Origin of the sequence: Cyclobacterium amurskyense (genome assembly GCF_001050135.1) — a bacterium.
GTDB lineage: Bacteria > Bacteroidota > Bacteroidia > Cytophagales > Cyclobacteriaceae > Cyclobacterium > Cyclobacterium amurskyense.
On sequence record NZ_CP012040.1, the window covers coordinates 2,717,892 to 2,735,980 of the forward strand.

The 18,089-nt window shown below is 37.5% G+C and carries 16 protein-coding genes; 13 read left to right on the plus strand and 3 right to left on the minus strand.

Annotation, left to right across the window (positions count from 1 at the left end; all coding sequences use genetic code 11):
- Positions 1 to 15 precede the first annotated feature (15 nt).
- On the minus strand, positions 16 to 1,023 hold the full coding sequence (gene gldB, locus CA2015_RS11185) for a gliding motility lipoprotein GldB (RefSeq protein ID WP_048641987.1): 1,008 nt from the start codon (positions 1,021 to 1,023) through the stop codon (positions 16 to 18).
- Between the two features lie 283 nt (positions 1,024 to 1,306).
- Between gldB and CA2015_RS11190 the strand changes: the two genes are divergently transcribed.
- The 12 genes from CA2015_RS11190 (at position 1,307) to CA2015_RS11235 (ending at position 15,969) form a co-directional block, all read left to right on the plus strand.
- The gene (locus CA2015_RS11190) at positions 1,307 to 2,248 is read left to right on the plus strand and encodes a fasciclin domain-containing protein (RefSeq protein WP_048641988.1); all 942 of its coding nucleotides are present in this window, start codon (positions 1,307 to 1,309) and stop codon (positions 2,246 to 2,248) included.
- A gap of 360 nt (positions 2,249 to 2,608) precedes the next feature.
- Entirely contained in the window at positions 2,609 to 5,287 is a 2,679-nt protein-coding gene (locus CA2015_RS11195) for an SLBB domain-containing protein (protein ID WP_240477966.1), read from the plus strand.
- A 23-nt stretch (positions 5,288 to 5,310) separates the two neighbouring features.
- Positions 5,311 to 6,372: a Wzz/FepE/Etk N-terminal domain-containing protein gene (locus CA2015_RS11200; RefSeq protein ID WP_316934218.1), complete on the plus strand. Its 1,062-nt coding sequence runs from the start codon at positions 5,311 to 5,313 to the stop codon at positions 6,370 to 6,372.
- A 15-nt stretch (positions 6,373 to 6,387) separates the two neighbouring features.
- Positions 6,388 to 7,704 (plus strand): oligosaccharide flippase family protein, encoded by a 1,317-nt coding sequence (locus tag CA2015_RS24580; protein ID WP_084011738.1) that lies wholly within the window; start codon positions 6,388 to 6,390, stop codon positions 7,702 to 7,704.
- A complete protein-coding gene (locus CA2015_RS11205; RefSeq protein ID WP_048641990.1) occupies positions 7,673 to 8,578 on the plus strand; it encodes a glycosyltransferase family 2 protein in 906 nt (301 codons plus the stop codon). Before CA2015_RS24580 ends, CA2015_RS11205 begins: the two co-directional genes overlap by 32 nt.
- On the plus strand, positions 8,575 to 9,162 hold the full coding sequence (locus CA2015_RS25060; protein ID WP_053086677.1) for a hypothetical protein: 588 nt from the start codon (positions 8,575 to 8,577) through the stop codon (positions 9,160 to 9,162). Before CA2015_RS11205 ends, CA2015_RS25060 begins: the two co-directional genes overlap by 4 nt.
- Positions 9,159 to 9,830, plus strand: a complete 672-nt coding sequence (locus CA2015_RS25065) for a hypothetical protein (RefSeq protein WP_053086678.1) — start codon at positions 9,159 to 9,161, stop codon at positions 9,828 to 9,830. The genes CA2015_RS25060 and CA2015_RS25065 overlap by 4 nt, the downstream gene beginning before the upstream one ends.
- The gene (locus CA2015_RS11215; RefSeq protein ID WP_048641991.1) at positions 9,827 to 10,960 is read left to right on the plus strand and encodes a glycosyltransferase family 4 protein; all 1,134 of its coding nucleotides are present in this window, start codon (positions 9,827 to 9,829) and stop codon (positions 10,958 to 10,960) included. The genes CA2015_RS25065 and CA2015_RS11215 overlap by 4 nt, the downstream gene beginning before the upstream one ends.
- The gene (locus CA2015_RS11220) at positions 10,953 to 11,654 is read left to right on the plus strand and encodes an acyltransferase (RefSeq protein WP_048641992.1); all 702 of its coding nucleotides are present in this window, start codon (positions 10,953 to 10,955) and stop codon (positions 11,652 to 11,654) included. Before CA2015_RS11215 ends, CA2015_RS11220 begins: the two co-directional genes overlap by 8 nt.
- Positions 11,655 to 11,890: 236 nt before the next feature.
- Complete coding sequence (locus tag CA2015_RS11225; RefSeq protein WP_048641993.1) at positions 11,891 to 13,054, plus strand: glycosyltransferase family 4 protein; 1,164 nt, start codon at positions 11,891 to 11,893, stop codon at positions 13,052 to 13,054.
- 7 nt (positions 13,055 to 13,061) lie between these two features.
- The gene (locus CA2015_RS11230) at positions 13,062 to 14,219 is read left to right on the plus strand and encodes a glycosyltransferase (protein WP_048641994.1); all 1,158 of its coding nucleotides are present in this window, start codon (positions 13,062 to 13,064) and stop codon (positions 14,217 to 14,219) included.
- Between the two features lie 382 nt (positions 14,220 to 14,601).
- Positions 14,602 to 15,969 (plus strand): exopolysaccharide biosynthesis polyprenyl glycosylphosphotransferase, encoded by a 1,368-nt coding sequence (locus CA2015_RS11235; RefSeq protein ID WP_048641995.1) that lies wholly within the window; start codon positions 14,602 to 14,604, stop codon positions 15,967 to 15,969.
- 103 nt (positions 15,970 to 16,072) lie between these two features.
- Here the strand turns inward: CA2015_RS11235 and CA2015_RS24840 are convergent, their stop codons facing one another.
- On the minus strand, positions 16,073 to 16,237 hold the full coding sequence (locus CA2015_RS24840) for a hypothetical protein (RefSeq protein ID WP_157470440.1): 165 nt from the start codon (positions 16,235 to 16,237) through the stop codon (positions 16,073 to 16,075).
- A gap of 163 nt (positions 16,238 to 16,400) precedes the next feature.
- Complete coding sequence (locus CA2015_RS11240) at positions 16,401 to 17,312, minus strand: universal stress protein (protein ID WP_048641996.1); 912 nt, start codon at positions 17,310 to 17,312, stop codon at positions 16,401 to 16,403.
- A 165-nt stretch (positions 17,313 to 17,477) separates the two neighbouring features.
- Between CA2015_RS11240 and CA2015_RS11245 the strand changes: the two genes are divergently transcribed.
- Positions 17,478 to 18,029: a 2'-5' RNA ligase family protein gene (locus CA2015_RS11245; protein WP_048641997.1), complete on the plus strand. Its 552-nt coding sequence runs from the start codon at positions 17,478 to 17,480 to the stop codon at positions 18,027 to 18,029.
- Positions 18,030 to 18,089 lie beyond the last annotated feature (60 nt).

An 18,089-nucleotide genomic window follows, 5' to 3' on the forward strand; every position in this document is an offset into this window, starting at 1 on the left:
CTCTTGGATGCTTTATTATAGTCTTCTTGGTTTATAGCCTGAGTTTTTGAAAATTAACTGGGCATCATCTTGTTCCATCAATTCTGTTAAGCTCAATCCATTTTTTTCCTTGTAGTCATCTACTATGTTCCAGCCTATCCATCTTCCAATTCTACCAGGTGCATCAGGGCTGATTTCATCAGTAAATGGCGCTTCACCAGTATATTTTCTAATTACAAATGGGTTTGTTTCGAATAACAATTCATTTTCAATAAAATGCCCCCAAATCATTTCTTCGTTTGCATAACTGCCAAGAATTTCCTCCGTTTCATAGCCTATGATTAATTCATCGGAAGTACAAGGCAATATGGTTTTAGTGAAGTGATAGGATTTTCCATAATAGATCATTTCAGCAAGTAGGCTACGGTCTGTTAACTTGGTTTTATTAAACTGAGAAGAGATGGCCGTTACGATAGTCGGAACAAGGTGAGCCCTGTTGTACCTTTTTAATATATAATTGGGTAGGTCTACAGGCTGAAATTTGTGGTCTTCGGGCAGAAAATAATCTAAGCCTATTATTATTACCTCATCTGTGACGATTAAATCGCTTCCAAAACCACTTACAAAAGTATAAACCGTCGGTATCTTATAATCGGGATAATGGTATTTGATACCGGCAAAAGCATTTTCTAGCTCAGTTTTTATATCACTTATGTCGCCATATATTTTTTTCACCTCCTGATACAGTTCTATCATTCCACTGTCTTGATGGATCAATAGTAATTCCTCAGCAAGCTGTTCTTGGTTTTCCAGGCCAATGTTAGCAAACATCGCTTTCGAGAATTCCGGGTATGATTCCAGATTTGCCAATATTTTTTCTTTTGTAATGTTTTCAAAATACAAATTCTCCATTCTAATAATGTCAATGTAGCTAAGGTTATCCTTATAGCCTGAAGGAAGCTCACATTGTTCATTAGATTGGTTACACCCAAATAGGAAGGCTACTGGTAATAAAACAGGCAGTAGAAATTTGAATTGTTTCATAGCTGCAAAGTTAGGTAATAGCGATTAATATGTTTAACAATTCAGGTAGATCCTTGGCTTGAATTTAAAAGGAATAAATTCCCTTGTCAAGGACTGAGTTGGTACTTATAAAAAACGTCGACTATTGATTAATTTCGCCTTTTTTGAGGCAATTTCTTATTAGAATAAAGAGCTGAGTAATGGTTTAATTTTAATTTTTTTTAAAATATTTCAAACCAAAAGTATTTTAACTGGTTTGGTAATCAATGAATTGAACCAACGAAAATTTAAACCAATTTTAATCATGTACACAACAATTAAGAAAAATCAAAAAATATTTGGCTTGGTCTTATCAGTGTTTATGCTTTTTGTCATAAGCTGTTCGGAAGATGATCCTAAGCCTATGAAATCTGATGATAAAAATCTTGTTGAGCTGGCCATAAGTGATAGCAGGTTTACTACTTTGGTGGCGGCAGTTCAACGAGCTGGTTTGGTAGATGCACTGAGTGCTAATGGGCCATTTACAATTTTTGCCCCTACAAATCAGGCCTTCATTGATGCCGGAATAACTGATGTTAGTGCAGTAGAAGTAGATGTTTTAAAAGATATTTTAATGTATCATGTGGTACCATCTGAAGTTCCATCTTCTGCAGTAAGTAGTGGAGGTGTAGCCTCTTTGGAGGGGGCTCCATTTTTTGTAAGTATAACTGTTGATGGAAAAGTTTGGATCAATGGCAATGCTCAGGTTATAGAAACAGATCTCGAAGCAACCAATGGGGTAATTCACGCTATTGATAATGTGATTATGAAGCCAAGTATGTCAATTGCCGGTATTGCTACCGATTACACACAAGGAGCTACTCCTGAATTTACACAGTTAGTAGGGGCCTTGTCAAGGGCTGACCTAGTAGATGCTGTAAATGGTGGGTTTAACGAAAACTTAACAGTATTTGCACCTACAGATGCTGCTTTTGCTCAATTGTATGATGATCTAGATGTTGCGGGATTTGAGGAGATACCCCTTGAAACGTTGAAAAATGTGCTGATGTATCATGTGGTTCCAGCAAGAGCTTTTTCTCAAGACTTAAGAGATGGAGCAGAATTGCCTACCCTACTTACCAATGAAACCTTGACCGTGAACTTAGTTGATCTACAAATAGAAGATGCCAATCTAAATACAGATCTGTTGAATATTCATGCAACCAACGGAGTAATTCATGTGATTGACAAAGTAATGCTGCCATAATTTAATTTATTAAAGGGTTTAATTCTTAAAACAGTGGTCCAATGGCCACTGTTTTTTTTATGAAAACAAATCCCAGGCCCCAAGACATTGGCAAGAAGTAAGCTTAGTTAACTCATTAGTATTGCTATGAAGAGATCGAAAATAGTAATGGTTGAATGATTTACAAAAGATTCCTAACCCAATAGTGATTCCAAAGCGGTGAGCATTAATAGAAAACACATTATTTTTGAATTCTCAAATGATATTTAAGAGATCAAACATATTATTTTGCCTTTAATGGGCAAAGCTTGTCCCTTAAAGAAAGGATTAATTATCTTTACAGTTGCTTTACGGTTAAAATTATGAATAACCTAATTATTCATGTCAGATATAGGTGTGAGTAATGTGGCGAAGCTGTATGGCCACCAAAAAAAATTAGATATGATTTCTCCAAGACCAATGAGCCGTTTTAGGTTCCGATATGTGATGTTTTTTCTTATGGTCATGTTGTCTATTAACGCATTGCCTCAATCTATAGAAGACATTTCCTCTATAAAAGTCGATGATCTAAGTGATCAGCAATTGCAACAATTGGTTGATAGAGCTTCTCAAGCGGGGCTTTCTGAAGCAGAGTTGTTGCAAATGGCCCAGCTTAGAGGTGTGCCGACTTCAGAGATTGAAAAGCTAAGAGAACGATTGAGTGGAATGGTGTTAATGGATGGTCAAGGAATAGGGACTTCTTCTTCAAGTAGCTCGAGGAACCCAAGAAGACAATTGGACTTTAATGAAATTACCAGAGGGATGATTCCCCCTCAGAGTGATTTGGAACAAATGGACATTGACCAACTTCCTTATTTCGGAATGGACCTTTTTTATAATAAGAACAGAAGGCTGACTTTTGAACCCAATCTAAATCTTGCCACCCCAAGGAACTATGTTTTAGGGCCTGGAGATCAGGTTTTAATTGATGTTTATGGACAGTCAGAAACCTATTATGAAACACCAGTAACTCCTGAAGGCCAAATCTTGTTGGAGAATATCGGACCTATAAGCGTATCCGGCTTATCACTTGATGAGGCTACTAAAGTAATTAGAAATAGGTTATCCGTATTTTATACAGGATTAAAAGGCAATAACCCCAATACTTTTTTACAAGTCAATTTAGGAAATATAAGAACCATAAAAGTCAACTTGGTAGGAGAAGTCAGGTTGCCAGGTACTTTTACCATAAGTGCTTTTAGCAATGTTTTCAATGCTTTGTATGCCGCAGGTGGTCCAAATGCCAATGGGAGTATGCGAAAAGTGAAATTGGTCAGAAACCAAAAGGAAATTGCCGAAATAGATCTATATGACTTTTTAATAAATGGTGATCCCGGAGTAAATGTTACTTTGCAGGATCAAGATATTATTTTAGTGCCTCCGTATTTGGCAAGAGTTAGTTTAGAAGGTGCAGTGAAGCGTCCGAAAGTTTTCGAAATAAGAGGAGAGGAAACTTTCGCCGATGTGTTGAAATTCGCTGGAGGCTTTACGGATAGGGCCTTTAAAGAGAAAGTTGGAGTGACAAGGATGACCAATAAGGAGAAGGCTGTATCAGATGTCTACAGTGACCAATTTTCAATGTTTTTAGTAAAAGGTGGAGATCATTATAAAGTAGGTGAAATTCTTGATAGGTATACCAACAGGGTTCAGGTGAAAGGAGCTGTATTTAGACCTGGAAACTATGCGTTTGAGGAGGGGCTTTCTCTTACCAAACTAATAGAGAAGTCAGAAGGGCTTAGAGGAGAGGCATTTTTAAAAAGAGTTACCATTTTAAGGACTAAAGAGGATCTAAGTACCCGAATGATTCAAGTTAACCTTGGCGATATAATGGAAGGAACTGCTCCCGATATTCCTATTGCAAGAGAAGATGTGGTTCATGTACCTTCGATTTATGAAATTAAGGAGGAAGTATATGTGAAAGTAAGTGGGGAAGTGTTGGTTCCCGGTACCTATGCTTATTCTGAGGACATGACCTCTGAAGACCTTATACTGATGGCGGGAGGACTGAAAGAATCCGCATCAAAAGAAGATATAGAGATAGCAAGAAGGGTAAGTGGTCAAGGAGGGCGTGAGTATGCCGAAATCATCCCCATTGCTATGGGAGAAGACCTTGGGCTTTCAGAAAATCCCAAAACGTTACTTCCCTTCGATCATTTGATAGTAAGAAGGAAGACCAATTTCAGTCTTGAAAGGATAGTAAAAATTGAGGGACAGGTAAAAGCACCAGGTGAATTTGCTATTACTCAGGCAGAGGAAAGGATTTCCAGTCTGATCCAACGCTCAGGTGGGCTTACAGCATTTGCCTATCCAAAAGGAGCAACACTTATTAGAAGAACGGAGTTTTTCAAAAATCAATCAGAAACCGTAAGAAACAACAACAACTTGCTTAATCTTCTTGAAAGACTAAATAAAGACAATGTGGAACCTAGTGAGGCACAAAGACAGATGATTGATCGGATTAACAGATACCTTTTCGGAAGTAATGATTCGGCAGAAGTTGAGATGGACCAATCTGTTATAGAAGCCAGAGAGAGGTTATTGAATGATATATCTGCTACAAGAGAAGGGATAAACCCAATTCAGTTGAGAGAAACTGAGGCTGTAGCCATCAACCTTGAGGCCATTTTGGCAAATCCAGGTTCTAAATACGATTTGATTTTAGAAGAAGGGGATATATTGAGCGTTCCAAGGGAGTTGCAAACGGTGAGGTTGAGAGGAGATGTAATATACCCTACTACTATTAGGTTTGAGAATTTCAGGGGCTTAAATTATTATATCAATAAGGCCGGAGGGTTCAATGTCAGGGCAAAAAGAAAACGGACCTATGTAATATACGCTAATGGAGAAGTGGCAAGGACTAAGAATTATCTTTTCTTTAATGCCTTTCCAAAGGTTGAACCTGGATCAGAAATTATTGTTCCTACAAAAGGTCCAAAAATTCCTATTAGGCCAGGAGATTTGGTAGGTATTACAACTGGCTTGGCTACTTTGGCTTTGGTCATTACTCAGATTTGGAATTAATTATGGGGGAAAACCGACACATATTGGATGATAAAATCACTTTAAAAGAGCTGGTTCATCGTTTGCAAAACTGGTTGACTATTTATAAAAAAAGGTGGAAAACATTAGTCGCTTTTGTGCTTATAGGAGCGGTTTTAGGGGCGCTTGTTTCCATTCTCAAAAAACCTGTTTATCATGCTGATACCACCTTCGTCCTAGAGCAATCTGACATGGGAGGGATGGGAAATATTTCAGGCCTTGCTTCAATGCTAGGAATAAATTTAGGCTCAATTGGAGGAGAGAGTGGACTCTTTAAGGGGGACAATATAATGGAACTCTATAAGTCAGAATCCATGCTAACCAAGACCTTGTTAAGGCCTTTTGATCCCATTTCCACTGAAAGATCTGGTAAGTTGTTGATAGAGAGGTATATTTCCTTTAATGAACTTGATAAGAAGTGGGAGGATGAGGTTGACTTTAGCTCGCTGGATTTCACATTACCACGATCTAGTTTTTCTATTCAGCAGGACAGTGTTCTGAAAGAGGTGGTGAAAGAGATTAAAAAGCGGAATTTATCCGTAGAAAAACCTGACCGCAAACTCAATATTATCAAAGTAACGGTGGCTAGTAAAGACCAGGCCTTTTCTAAAAGCTTTAATGAGAGTTTGGTGGCAACGGTTAATGACTTTTACCTTAAAGCAAAAACAAAGAAAACTGCTGAAAATGTAAGTGTCTTACAACATCAATCAGATAGTGTAAGAAAAGTTTTAGATGCTAAAATAAAAGCGCTGGCAATTTTTCAGGATAGGGTTCCCAATCCAAATCCATTGCTTAAGGAGGGAATGGTCAATTCCAAAAGCATACAGATCGATATTCAGGCTTCGGCAGCAGTTTATGAAGAAATAGTTAAGAATTTAGAGATTGCTAAAATTAATGATAGAAACAATACTCCTTTAATCCAAATTATTGATCAGCCTAGGTATCCATTAGAGATAGCTGAAATAAAACTGACAGTTGGAATTGTCTTTGGCGCATTTTTATTTTTTATAGTAGGGTTTGTGTGGATTTATTTGAATACACTTTATATAACACACCTTAAGCCTTGAGTCTTACCTATAATTATGTCGGATAAGCCCTCTCAATTACCTTATATCTATTTGTTTAGGCATAAGTCATTTTTAAATTTAATCTTTTTATTTTTAATCCAATCCTCAAATATCCTGGTTTCAATTATCGCGATGCCTATATTGATTCGGGCAGTAGGGGTGGAAGAATTTGGAAGGATTAATCTTGCCTTTTCTGTTGTTCTATTGTTCAATGTGCTTGTAGGTTTTGGCTACAACCTAAGTGCGCCCAAAAATATTGCCCTTAATCAAGGTAACCTCAATGCCCTAAGTGAAAAGGTTTCAGAAATACTTTGGAGTAAGCTGTCGCTTGCGAGCGCTTCTCTACTGCTCATAGCTGTTCTTGGATTTTTTTGTGGTTATTTTGAGGATTTCTTATTGATTTTATGGTGGTCTGCCATTTTGCTTTTTAGTGAAGCCACCAACAGTGTCTGGTTCTTTCAAGGAAAGGAACGACTCCATTGGGTGTCAGTTGTTAATGCAAGTACTAAGTTGCTTTATTTGCTATTGGTGTTTTTGTTTATACAAAGTGCAAACGAGAGTTATTTAGCTAACTTTTTCCTAGGTTTAACAGCCCTTGCTGGGAATTTTGGACTCCTGTTCTTTGTACATTCCAAGATGAAGATTCGATTGGTAAGGCCTAAGCTTTTGAGGATACTTCATTCCTTGAAAAACAATGTTTTGTTGTTTCTTTCTAGCCTTGCCTCCCACATCGCCATTAATGGAGGCCTTATTATATTAAGTTTTTTTGCTTCAGCAGCTGTTTTGGGACCATATAGCATCGCTGAGCGAATAGCCATGGTGTTGAGAATGGCCCCGGTTTTAATCAGTCAGGCTATTTTTCCAAGAGCTAGTATTCTATATTATGAAGAGAAAAACAAATTTTTCTCTTTCCTTGCCAAGGTGGAATTAGCGACACTATTGATAGGTTTATTTATTATAGTATTCATTCAAGTGTCTGCCCCGTATATTGTTCAGCTAATTGCTGGGGAAAATTTAGAAAACGCTGTGCTTTTTCTTAAAATTCTATCATTTATCCCCTTGGTTTCAGGGCTCAATTTGGGCAATATGCTAATCATTTTGGTCACCGAAGAAAAGAAAGTCCTTTTTAACTCAACTTGGGTTTTTTCAATTTACATGTTGACAGCTTCCCTTATTCTTACGGAATATTATGGAGGAGTTGGTCTTGCTGTGGCACTGATCTCTACAGAAGTTGTCATGTTTGTCATTACCGCCATTCTTCTGTACAGAAAAAAGCCATCCACCGTTTCTCAATTTTACCATGCACTATTCAGTAGCCGTAGTTATTCTTAATTGGAATGGCTGGGACTACACCCAGGCATGCATTGACTCGCTTATTAAGGCTGGTGTCCCTGAAGGGGATATCATTCTTGTGGACAATGGATCCACGGATGGCTCGATTTCGAATCTCCAAAAAATGTACAATTCTGTAAACCTATTACAAAATAAAGTCAACGAAGGTTTTACAGGAGGAAACAATATTGGTATGCAATATGCCTTGAATAGGGGGTATGAATATATCATGTTGCTTAACAATGATACTTTGGTGGCATCCGGGTTTTTGGATCTACTGGTGGGAGAAATGGAACTGTCACTAAATTTGGCAGCCATTCAGCCATTAATCTATTATATAACACCCAAGTCCGAGGTTTGGAATGCCGGAGGAAGGTATCATAGTTGGCTGGGTTACTCTCAAACCAATTACCAAGTACATAGCCCAAAACCTTATCTTACAGAATGGATCAGTGGCTGTGCAATTTTGGTCAGGTCTGCTGTCCTGGAGAAAGTAGGCTTGTTCGATAATAATTATTTTGCCTACTTTGAGGATGTAGATTGGTCTTTAAGAATGAAAAAAGGAGGCTTTGAACTAAAGGTACATCCCCAGTCTATTATCTATCACGAAGCAGGTGCGGCTTCTAAAAGTGAGACCAAAGGTAAGGAAGGTTTTTTAAATCCCAAAGTTCATTTTTTGAACGTGAGAAACCAGATTTTTCAGTTGAGAAAGTACTGTTCACATCCTAAAAACTGGCTTGCCTGGCCTTTTCATTTTTCAAAATTTGGCTTGTACATCGTTTATTTTCTGATCAAAGGACGCCGAAGCAAAAGCCAGGCGGTGATTAATGGAATTGTGGAAGGATTGAAAACAAGATTGAATATTAGTAAATGATGGCTCTACTATTGTTCATTATTGTGGTTGTATATGTTTCACTTCTGCTTTTTTCAATACAGCAAAGAACTTTTATTAGCCTTGGCCTTGCTAGGTTTTTTTTTCTACAACAGAAGCATTTGGAGCTACCCCATAAGACTGAATTTGTAGATAAATTGTTTCTTAGTTTTACGTCTTTGGCAATTTTATACGTGTTTCTTCCACTAGGTGAAGCCGATTTTTTAAGTAAGCTATTGTATTTAAAAGGAATATTGTTAATTCCCATTTTTTATTTTTTGGGAAGAAACACAAGGATGGATCAACAGTCGATAACCAGACTTTTTAACCTTATAATGATTGTGGCAATCGCTGCCTTTTGTCTAAACGTTATTGAAAAGGTTATCGGGGTTCACTTTCAGCAATTTACCGGGTATGCGCTGTTTAACTTTGCTGTCAACGGTATCGATCCTTCAGGTAACTTTGGTTTGTCCTGGACATTTGAAACCCAAATCTCGGGGATGCGTTTGGCCTCCTTTTTTCAGATCCTTTGGAACTTGCCAGTTCCTGTCTATTGGCTTTTTCTACAGGACTTATTTGGTACTTGAGTAAGGAAAGGGCAGACAGTTGGTTGTATATAATAGTAATGGTGGCGGCCTTCGGGAGCTTGATGATGACCGCCTCTAGAGCAGCATTTGGAGCATTTTATATTATGTTACTGTTTGTTGCAGTGATTTTTAGACTCTATAAGTTACTTGGTTTGGGTATTTTGACGTTTTTTGCCTCCGATGAATTTTATTATTTTGTATACGACACCATTACTTTTCAGAATGCATCTAGTGTAGGACATTTGGTAGAATGGTTTCTTGCCTTGGACTCCATCATTGCCAATCCGGAAGGAATTGGACTAGCCATGAGTGGGAATAGGGGAAGTGTAGCTGACGAAGTACTTGTTGGTGGTGAAAATCAGATCTTGATTTATGGTTTGCAAATTGGGGTGCTTGGAATGTTTTTGTACATCGCCATTTTAGGTTTTGGCATTTACAAAAGCCTTCTCGTTTTCAGGAAAACGGAGGACAGCAATACCGCACGGATTGCTTTTGTCGCAGCAACAACTAAATTCGGGCTGCTTCTTCCACTTTTTACATCCAATGCGGAACTTTACACCTACGTTTCCCTTTTTACAAAGTGGATGATGGGTTATTCTTTAACTGCCTATAATCAGCTTTATTCAACTATGAAGTCCGTAAGTGGTCTTCCTCAAACTTTGGCATGAAATCGAAACCAAAAAAGGTTATTCTTCTTGATATTTTTTTTCAATACCTGGCACAAACGGGTATTAAAACCTATACCGAGAATTTGCTTGACCAAGTAGAGGCTTACAATGGAGAGAACTATACTTTTGTCATCTACCCTTCGAGAGAAAAAATATTAAAGAATAATTTCTTCAAAGGAAAGACAGCTCGTTGGAAGAACTGGGTTTTTCAACTACAGTATTTTTCTCATAAACTCATTGTACTTCCAGTGCTTTCATTTTGGTACAAGGCTGATCTTGTCTTATCTCCTGACATTCTTTCTCCCATTTATTCACGCGGCAAAAGGGTATCTGTGATTCATGATGCTTTTTTCTGGGAATCACCCGAACATTACAATGCACTGTGGAGGAAAATATACTTGTTCCTTTTGCAGAAAAGCATTGATTCGGGAGCAAATGTTTTGACGATTAGCCATTTTGCAAAAGGCCGTATTTCAAAGTATTTAAGAACCAGCAATCCTATAGAAGTAATTCCAACCGGTTTGGATTTAAAAGTAAAAGCCAAAACTGAAAAGCTGGTTTCACCTCTCTCTAATCCTTACTTTATTCATGTTGGTGTGATGGAGAAAAGGAAAAACATTGTTAGGCTAATTGAAGCGTTCTCCATCTTTTTGAAAAAAGTTAAAAAGGATTATTCTTTGGTTTTAGTAGGGCAAAGAGGACCTAGGGAGGCCTTGGATGATTATGGAGCAATTCTGGAAGAAGTTAAGAAACACCAATTAGAGGGGGAGGTTGTCTTTACTGGTTATTTGGATGAGGATGCCTTGACCTCCTATTATAATTCTGCAGAGGCTTATGTGTTCCCATCTACCAATGAGGGCTTTGGTTTACCTGTATTGGAGGCATTCTCTTATGGTTTGCCTGTGATCATAGGACCCCAGGGGGCTTTGCAGGAAGTTGGAGGAGATGCAGTATTGGTGAGTAAGAGCTTTGCTGCAGAGGATTTTTCTGAAGCCATGTTAAGGATTTCGAAGGAAGAGGAGACACGGCAACAATTAATAGCTTTAGGTTTTAAGCGACTTTCCCTGTTTACGGGGGAGAAGTTTTTCCTATCTTTGCTGGCATATTTTAATAGGAGTATTGATGGGTAGTTTTCCAGGAAAATTTATTTCAGGGATTTCAGGTTTAGATTTTTCAGACCGATTTGGGCAAGGATGGGACAGGCTTTCTACCCTGTCGGTATTGGCCCGTATGGGCTTGTGGTGGTTACGCGGAATATTTCTAAGACTGCAGTTAAAATCCTCTAAAGGGATGCTTTTGATAGGAAAAGGAGTAACCATTCGGCAGGCGGCTTATTTCCAGGTTGGCAGTAACTTTGTCGCTCAGGATCACTGTGAAATCAATTGTCTTTCCCAAAAAGGTATTGTATTCGGAGATAAAGTTACCGTAGGAAGTTATGCCATTATTCGCCCTACCAACTTATATGGGGGAGAGTTAGGTGTTGGATTAAAGGTAGGGAACAATTCAAGCATAGGGCCCTATGCATATATTGGCTGTTCCGGATTTATAGAGATAGGAGATAATGTAATGATGTCCCCTAGGGTAAGTATTTATGCTGAGAATCATATTTTTGATGACAGAGAAAGGCCAATGATAGATCAGGGTGTAAAGCGTTCTTTTGTTAAAATTGAGGATGATTGCTGGATTGCTTCCAATGCAGTGATTTTGTCAGGGGTTACCATCGGCAGAGGTTCTGTCGTGGCTGCAGGAAGTATAGTAACCAAGGATGTACCACCATACAGTGTAGTGGGAGGAAATCCTGCCAAACTTATTAAGTCAAGGTGAAGTTAAAATAGTAAGTAGTTGGATTTTGGTTTTTGAGATTTCAAGAGAATCAAGTGTAGAAGAATAAAATTAAATTTTTTGCGCAAAAAAGTTGTCACAAGAAAAACAAAGGTTGGAAGATTAGGTATAGCCATTTGGTACTAATGGGATTACATTATAGGAATATTTTGAGTTAATCCCGAAAGTAAATGATTAGCCTTTCTTGGTTTTACCTAACCAGAATCAGAAGTACATAAATGAAAAGTAAATCGCAAGAAAAGAAGGTTATGATGCTGCATGGGTCATCTGATCTTTACGGAGCCAGCAAAATATTTTTATTAACAGCCGAGATCTTAAATAAAAATGGGATGTCCGTTATAGTGATTTTATCAGAGGAGGGCCCTCTTGCTGATGGGTTAATAGCACTAGGAATAAGAGTGGAATTTGTTAGATTGGGAATTATTAGGCGTAAGTATTTTAACGTCAGTGGTTTATTTAACAGATTTAAGGTTACTTTTGATGCGTACAAAAGGCTGGCTACTTTAGCGGAAAAGGAAAATATAACACATGTTTATTCAAATACCGCAGCGGTTTGGGTAGGAGCTTTACTTTCTAAGGTAAAAGGATATCACCATATATGGCATCTTCATGAGATCATTGTACAGCCAAAACTCTTTGCCCTATGGATGGGAAAGATGGTTCAGTATAATGCAGACAAGGTAATAGTCGTTTCTGAAGCCGTAAAAACGCATTGGGGAAAATATGTGAGTGCAAATAAACTGCATTTGGTTTATAATGGGATAGATTATAATCCTTACATTTGCAAATCTATAGGTTTGCGTGAAGAACTAAATATCCCAAAAGAGGCAATAGTAATCGGTATGATAGGCCGAGTGAACAGTTGGAAGGGTCAAGAATACTTTTTAGAAATTTCGGAAGAATTAAATAAAAAGTTTTTAAATTTATATTTTCTTTTAGTAGGAGACGCATTTCCCGGTGAGGAGCACTTGTTTGAAGGGTTAGAACAAAGGATTTTGGAAAAAAAATTTAGAGATAGAATTTATAATTTAGGTTTTAGAAAAGATATATCCCATGTTTTAGCTACTATGGATATTTTTATTCTTCCATCCTTATTACCTGATCCATTCCCAACAGTAATATTAGAAGCGATGGCTGCAACAAAGCCGGTGGTAGCTACAGCCCAAGGGGGAGCCTTGGAAATGATAGAGCATGGAAAAACCGGATACCATATACCTTTGAATGAAGCGCCTGAGGCAGCGGCCATTATTGGTGAACTAATAAAAGACAAAAGCCAGATAAACAAATTGGGTAAAGAGGCTAAAAAAAGCGTTTTAGAAAATTTTTCTTTGCCTAAATATGGACAGAAGATTTTGAATATTTTTTTCTTGAGTAGTAAATAGATACAGTATGTCAAAAAACAACAAGCCGTTGCATGTTGCCATAGTAGGTACAAGGGGTTATCCTTATGTTTACGGGGGTTATGAAACTTTTGTAAAAGAAATGGGTGAGCGGTTGGTGCAGAGAGGAATAGAAGTTACAGTTTATTGTCATGCTCCATTGTTTGAAAAACAACCAAAAAAGGTTAATGGAATCAATCTGGTGTACATACCATGCGTTGAAACCAAGTCTTTGAGCCAGTTAACCAATTCCTTACTTTCAATGATTCATGTCTGTTTTTCAAAAGTAGACGTGGTTTTTGTAGTTAATAGTGCCAATGGACCTTTTGGTATACTCACCAAGTTATTCGGTAAGCCATCTACTATCAATGTGGATGGATTAGAATGGTTGAGGCCAAAGTGGAAAGGATTAGGAGCTCGCTATTATTTATTTGCTTCGAGACTTGCTACTAAGCTATATGATCAATTGATCACCGATTCAGATGAAATGGAAAAAATTTATCTGGAAAAATTCAATGCACCTTCCAAGATGATAGCCTATGGGGCCAACCCGAAACTATCCTCCGACAGTACATTGATTGAAGAGTGGAATCTTCAAAAAGAATCCTACTTTTTAATCGTTGGAAGACTTATCCCCGACAATAATGCCGATTTGATTGTTGAAGGTTTTGTTAAGTCAAAATCCAAAAGGAAATTGGTGATTGTAGGTGATGTCCCTTACCACGATAAGTTTGCCCAAAGAATGAAACAGGTGGACGACAAAAGGTTGATTTTTACAGGTTATGTTAGAGATCAAGAGCAGTTGGCTTCCTTGTATCACAATTGTTACGCCTATTTTCATGGGCATGAATATGGCGGAACAAATCCAGCAATGTTGAAAGCCTTGGGCTTTGGTTGTGCGATTCTTGCCTTAAATACCCGATTTAACCAAGAAATGCTTCAAAAAGGCAAGTATGGTTGGTATTTTGAGAAAAATGTAGAATCAGTTGTGGATATTACAGATAGGGCGGAAAAATCGCCAGAGAAAATGGAGAAGCTAAGAGAACATTCAAGGGAAGGACTGACAGATAAGTACAATTGGGATGTTGTGACGGATGAATATGAAGCCTTATTTAAGACTTTATGTAAACGGAAGATTAAAGAAAACCTGGTTGAAATTAATTATTAAAAAAGCATTTATTTAATATAACATTTAACCTGTTATAACCTTAATAGGCTATTCAAGGCCTATTAGGGTTCAAATATTACCGGATTTATTCCGGTTTTTTTTTGTTCATTTATCGATAGGGGTGTTCTATAACCCCATTAGGGAGTAGTACCCGGAGGCTTGTGGGGCTCGGAAAAAGGTTGAAAAGAAATTTATGAATAGTCTTGGCTAAAGTAGGCTAATCATAATTCAATAAATGGCTGGAATTACCCCAAAAAGTGGCCATTTTTGCAGTACTTTTGTGTTGAACTGTTCGATTTTAGTAATTTCGGTTTTATACCGTTTGAAAATAATAATTGGATGCTTTGATTTAATGTTAATGATTTTTAATTGAAACACTTTCATGGCAAAACGCTTTTATAAATATTTCCCCTCACTGTTTATTTCAGTGGAGCTTTTGGTGATGTTTATTGTACTTGGACTGTTGATAATTTTAAGTGCTCAAAGTGATTCCTATTCTCAAAATTCCCTTTTGGATGTAGGTTTGTTCGGTTTGGTTTGGCTGGGAATTGTTTTGGTTAGAAAGGATTATAAGTTATCCCGAACTTCGGTGTATTGGGATACCCTCAAGCAATTTCTGGTCTCTTATGTTTGGGCAATTTTAATATTTTTTATCCTGAGAGAACATTTGTCCTCATTTTACACCTTTACTTTAAATTTTTATTTGTTTCCAGCAGCACTCTCAATGCTAATGTTTTTTAGGATAGGAGTTCATATGGCCTTGCGAAGGTATAGAATGAGCGGAAGGAATTATCGCAAAGCTGTGATTTTAGGTAAAGATGAATGGGGTAGCCAACTGGCCCGAACCTTGGAGAAAAACAAAGCTTTTGGCATCAAATTCTTGGGCTTTTTTGATGATGAGGTTAAGGGAGAAAATGTACTTGGAAACTTTGATCGTTTTTTTAGTTTGTATGGAATAGGGTCTTTGGATTTGGTTTACCTTAGTCAAAAGATGCCGAGTAAGTTAATCCAGCAAATAGTTGATTTTGCTGATGAAAACCATTTTAAGGTAAAAATCATACCAGGGCCAGCATTACAATGGAATAAAAAAATGAGCTTTAGCAACTATGGTTCTTTTGTAGTTGTAAACTTAAATGAAATCCCTTTGGATAGGTTGGGCAATCAATTTTTCAAACGCTTCTTTGATGTTTTGTTTTCGATAGTTGTGATCTTATTTGTCTTTAGTTGGTTGATGCCTATTATTGCCCTATTGATCAAGCTTGAATCCAAGGGGCCGGTTTTTTTCTATCAAAAAAGGACGGGAGTAAACAATAAGGTTTTTACTTGTATCAAATTCAGGACAATGAAAGAAAACCCTTGGTCAGACACCTTACAAGCTTCTAAAAATGACCCAAGAGTAACCAAAGTGGGGAAATTGTTGAGGCGATTCTCCTTGGATGAACTGCCTCAATTTATCAATGTCCTTAAAAATGAAATGTCTGTAGTAGGCCCAAGACCACACACTGTTCCTATGAATGAAGTTTTTGAGAAACGATTGGAAAAATACAATAATAGACATTGTATAAAACCAGGGATTACTGGTCTGGCACAAGTGTTAGGCTATCGCGGAGAGATCTCTAGCCATTGGCAAATAAGGTCAAGAGTTAAGCTAGATTATTTTTATGTCCGTAACTGGTCTTTTTTCCTTGACATTAAGATTGTCATAAAAACCATGAATCAAATGCTAAGCTCAGGAGAAGGTGTCTATTAAGAGGGGGTTAGAATTGAAGTCTAGGAACAATGCCTCTTTTTTTACCTTTTCCATGAGGTGTATGGGTTAGGGCAAGGATGGCTTCATTTTTTAATTGGGTTAATTAACTGAATCCGCCAATAATTCTGCTTGGTTCCACTCCATAGACAAAAGCCCTTCTATCAGATGAAGGGCTTTTGTCTATTTCGGGTTTAGGGATTTTTGTAAGGTTTAACCAATATGCAATAGACATTCTATTACGTGCTGAAATCGCTTTAAAATCAGCCACTTCGTTGCTGTTTTCAATTTCACCATAGCGGTGCTATGCTAAAATCTCCAAACAGTCTGATTTTCTTGCGATTGCAACACTTCCCGTAAACACGGGACAGGCTTCACCCCTGACATTGTCAGGACGGAGAAATCCTATTACATAATCAGGGTTTAATTTTTTATCAGATTCTGAATAGCGCTTCTAGAAAACCCATGTTCTCTCCTTTCTCTTTCATTACCAGCATAGGGATGTCATGGTTGCTGTTTACTAGTTTTTCGGCAACGCTTCCCAGTAATACCGCTGCAGACCTAGATCTTCCTCTACTTCCTACTATCAATAAATCTGTTTTAATAGAGTGGGCAAAGTCCATAATATTATCGGCCTCATCTTTTTTATCATGAAGGATAAATGTGCACAATAAGTCCGGGAGATCATTTTCTTCCAAGAAGGCTTTAAAATCTTTTTTAGCATTCTCCAGCATAATGGTAGCAAACTCCTCGAAGGTTTTACCCGTTTTGCTATAGCCACTAGGTACTGTATACATGTGGCAGCATTGTAAGGTAGCATTGGTTTTTTTACTTATTTCTAAGGCTAATAAAATGCTGACTTTTGAATGCTTTGAGAAGTCTATAGGGAGCAGAATATTGTTTATCTGCCCTGTTGGTGGAGTCTCTGGAAGTAAGAGTACTGGTCTTGGGTATTTTTGGGACAAGTTTTTAACCAAGGAGTCAGAAGGGGTTTTTCCCTTTTTTCTACCCATAATTAAAAGGTCTGTCTCTTTGATGTTGCACCAGCGAAGCATGCTTTCTTGGGGATTCCCTTCTTTTACGATGATTTCAAAATCGAAATCTAATTCAGGCTTGGTTTTTTCAATTTCATATTGAATTTGGCTTTCAATGGTTTCATCTAACGGCGCTAATAAATCCGGATAAGCAGATGTTACCTCATTGGGTAGTATTAAACTCTTCGAAAAATGAATAAAATATACTTTTTCTATATCCAAAATAGGGACAAATATCTTTATGTTAGAGATCAATATCTCATCTAAATGAGATAAGTCTAACCCTACCATGACTTTCTTGAATTGCTTCATTGATCTTACCTTTAAATCAGTTTTGCGTTTGAATTGTGAATATGGTAAAATTTTATGAATTTAACTTTTTGATAGCTTCTTTGAAAGAAGTTTTTATTCAAATACTAAAAATAATGCCAAATTGACTGATTCACTAAGATCAAATCATTTAGCTAAATTATTGTCATGCCAAAAGTAATGGGGAAATATTTCCTTGCCATTGTACCCGATGAACCAATAAAGGGAGCGATTACAAGTTTGAAGGAGGGTTTACAAGCATCTTTTGGAATCAAGTACGCCCTTAAGTCGCCTCCGCATATTACATTGAAGATGCCATTTGTCCACAATGAAAATAAGGAAAAAGAGCTTCTGCAAACATTAGGGAGGTTTTTTCTAAAGGAGAAAAGTTTTTCTTTGTCGCTGGGAGGGATAGGGGCATTTGGGAATAGGGTAGTCTTTATGAAGGTAAAGTATCCTCCTGAACTTAAGCATTGTCAAGAGCGCCTTAGGGATTTTACAAAAACTGTCCTAAAAAAGAACATTGAGTTAAGTGATGCCAATTATCATCCACATATGACATTGGCTTTCAGAGATTTTAAAAAGGATCAATTTGAGCCTGTGATAGAGTACTTGAAAATGAATAATATAAGGTACCAGTTCATGGTTAGTCAGGTGGCTTTGTTAAAGAAGGTTGATGGGTATTGGGTAGTTTTAGAGTACATTAAGTTGTCCTCCTGAGCATTAATAATTGAGGATGAGGGAGCTTGCATTAGGTAAGGGAGCGTTCCCATTTATTAC

Bases quoted from the DNA above. Each gene is read 5' to 3' on its own strand.
- gldB (WP_048641987.1), bottom strand. From the start codon at position 1,023: ATGAAACAATTCAAATTTCTACTGCCTGTTTTATTACCAGTAGCCTTC.
- CA2015_RS11190 (WP_048641988.1), top strand. From the start codon at position 1,307: ATGTACACAACAATTAAGAAAAATCAAAAAATATTTGGCTTGGTCTTA.
- CA2015_RS11195 (WP_240477966.1), top strand. From the start codon at position 2,609: ATGTCAGATATAGGTGTGAGTAATGTGGCGAAGCTGTATGGCCACCAA.
- CA2015_RS24580 (WP_084011738.1), top strand. From the start codon at position 6,388: ATGTCGGATAAGCCCTCTCAATTACCTTATATCTATTTGTTTAGGCAT.
- CA2015_RS11205 (WP_048641990.1), top strand. From the start codon at position 7,673: ATGCACTATTCAGTAGCCGTAGTTATTCTTAATTGGAATGGCTGGGAC.
- CA2015_RS25060 (WP_053086677.1), top strand. From the start codon at position 8,575: ATGATGGCTCTACTATTGTTCATTATTGTGGTTGTATATGTTTCACTT.
- CA2015_RS11215 (WP_048641991.1), top strand. From the start codon at position 9,827: ATGAAATCGAAACCAAAAAAGGTTATTCTTCTTGATATTTTTTTTCAA.
- CA2015_RS11220 (WP_048641992.1), top strand. From the start codon at position 10,953: ATGGGTAGTTTTCCAGGAAAATTTATTTCAGGGATTTCAGGTTTAGAT.
- CA2015_RS11225 (WP_048641993.1), top strand. From the start codon at position 11,891: ATGAAAAGTAAATCGCAAGAAAAGAAGGTTATGATGCTGCATGGGTCA.
- CA2015_RS11230 (WP_048641994.1), top strand. From the start codon at position 13,062: ATGTCAAAAAACAACAAGCCGTTGCATGTTGCCATAGTAGGTACAAGG.
- CA2015_RS11235 (WP_048641995.1), top strand. From the start codon at position 14,602: ATGGCAAAACGCTTTTATAAATATTTCCCCTCACTGTTTATTTCAGTG.
- CA2015_RS11240 (WP_048641996.1), bottom strand. From the start codon at position 17,312: ATGAAGCAATTCAAGAAAGTCATGGTAGGGTTAGACTTATCTCATTTA.
- CA2015_RS11245 (WP_048641997.1), top strand. From the start codon at position 17,478: ATGCCAAAAGTAATGGGGAAATATTTCCTTGCCATTGTACCCGATGAA.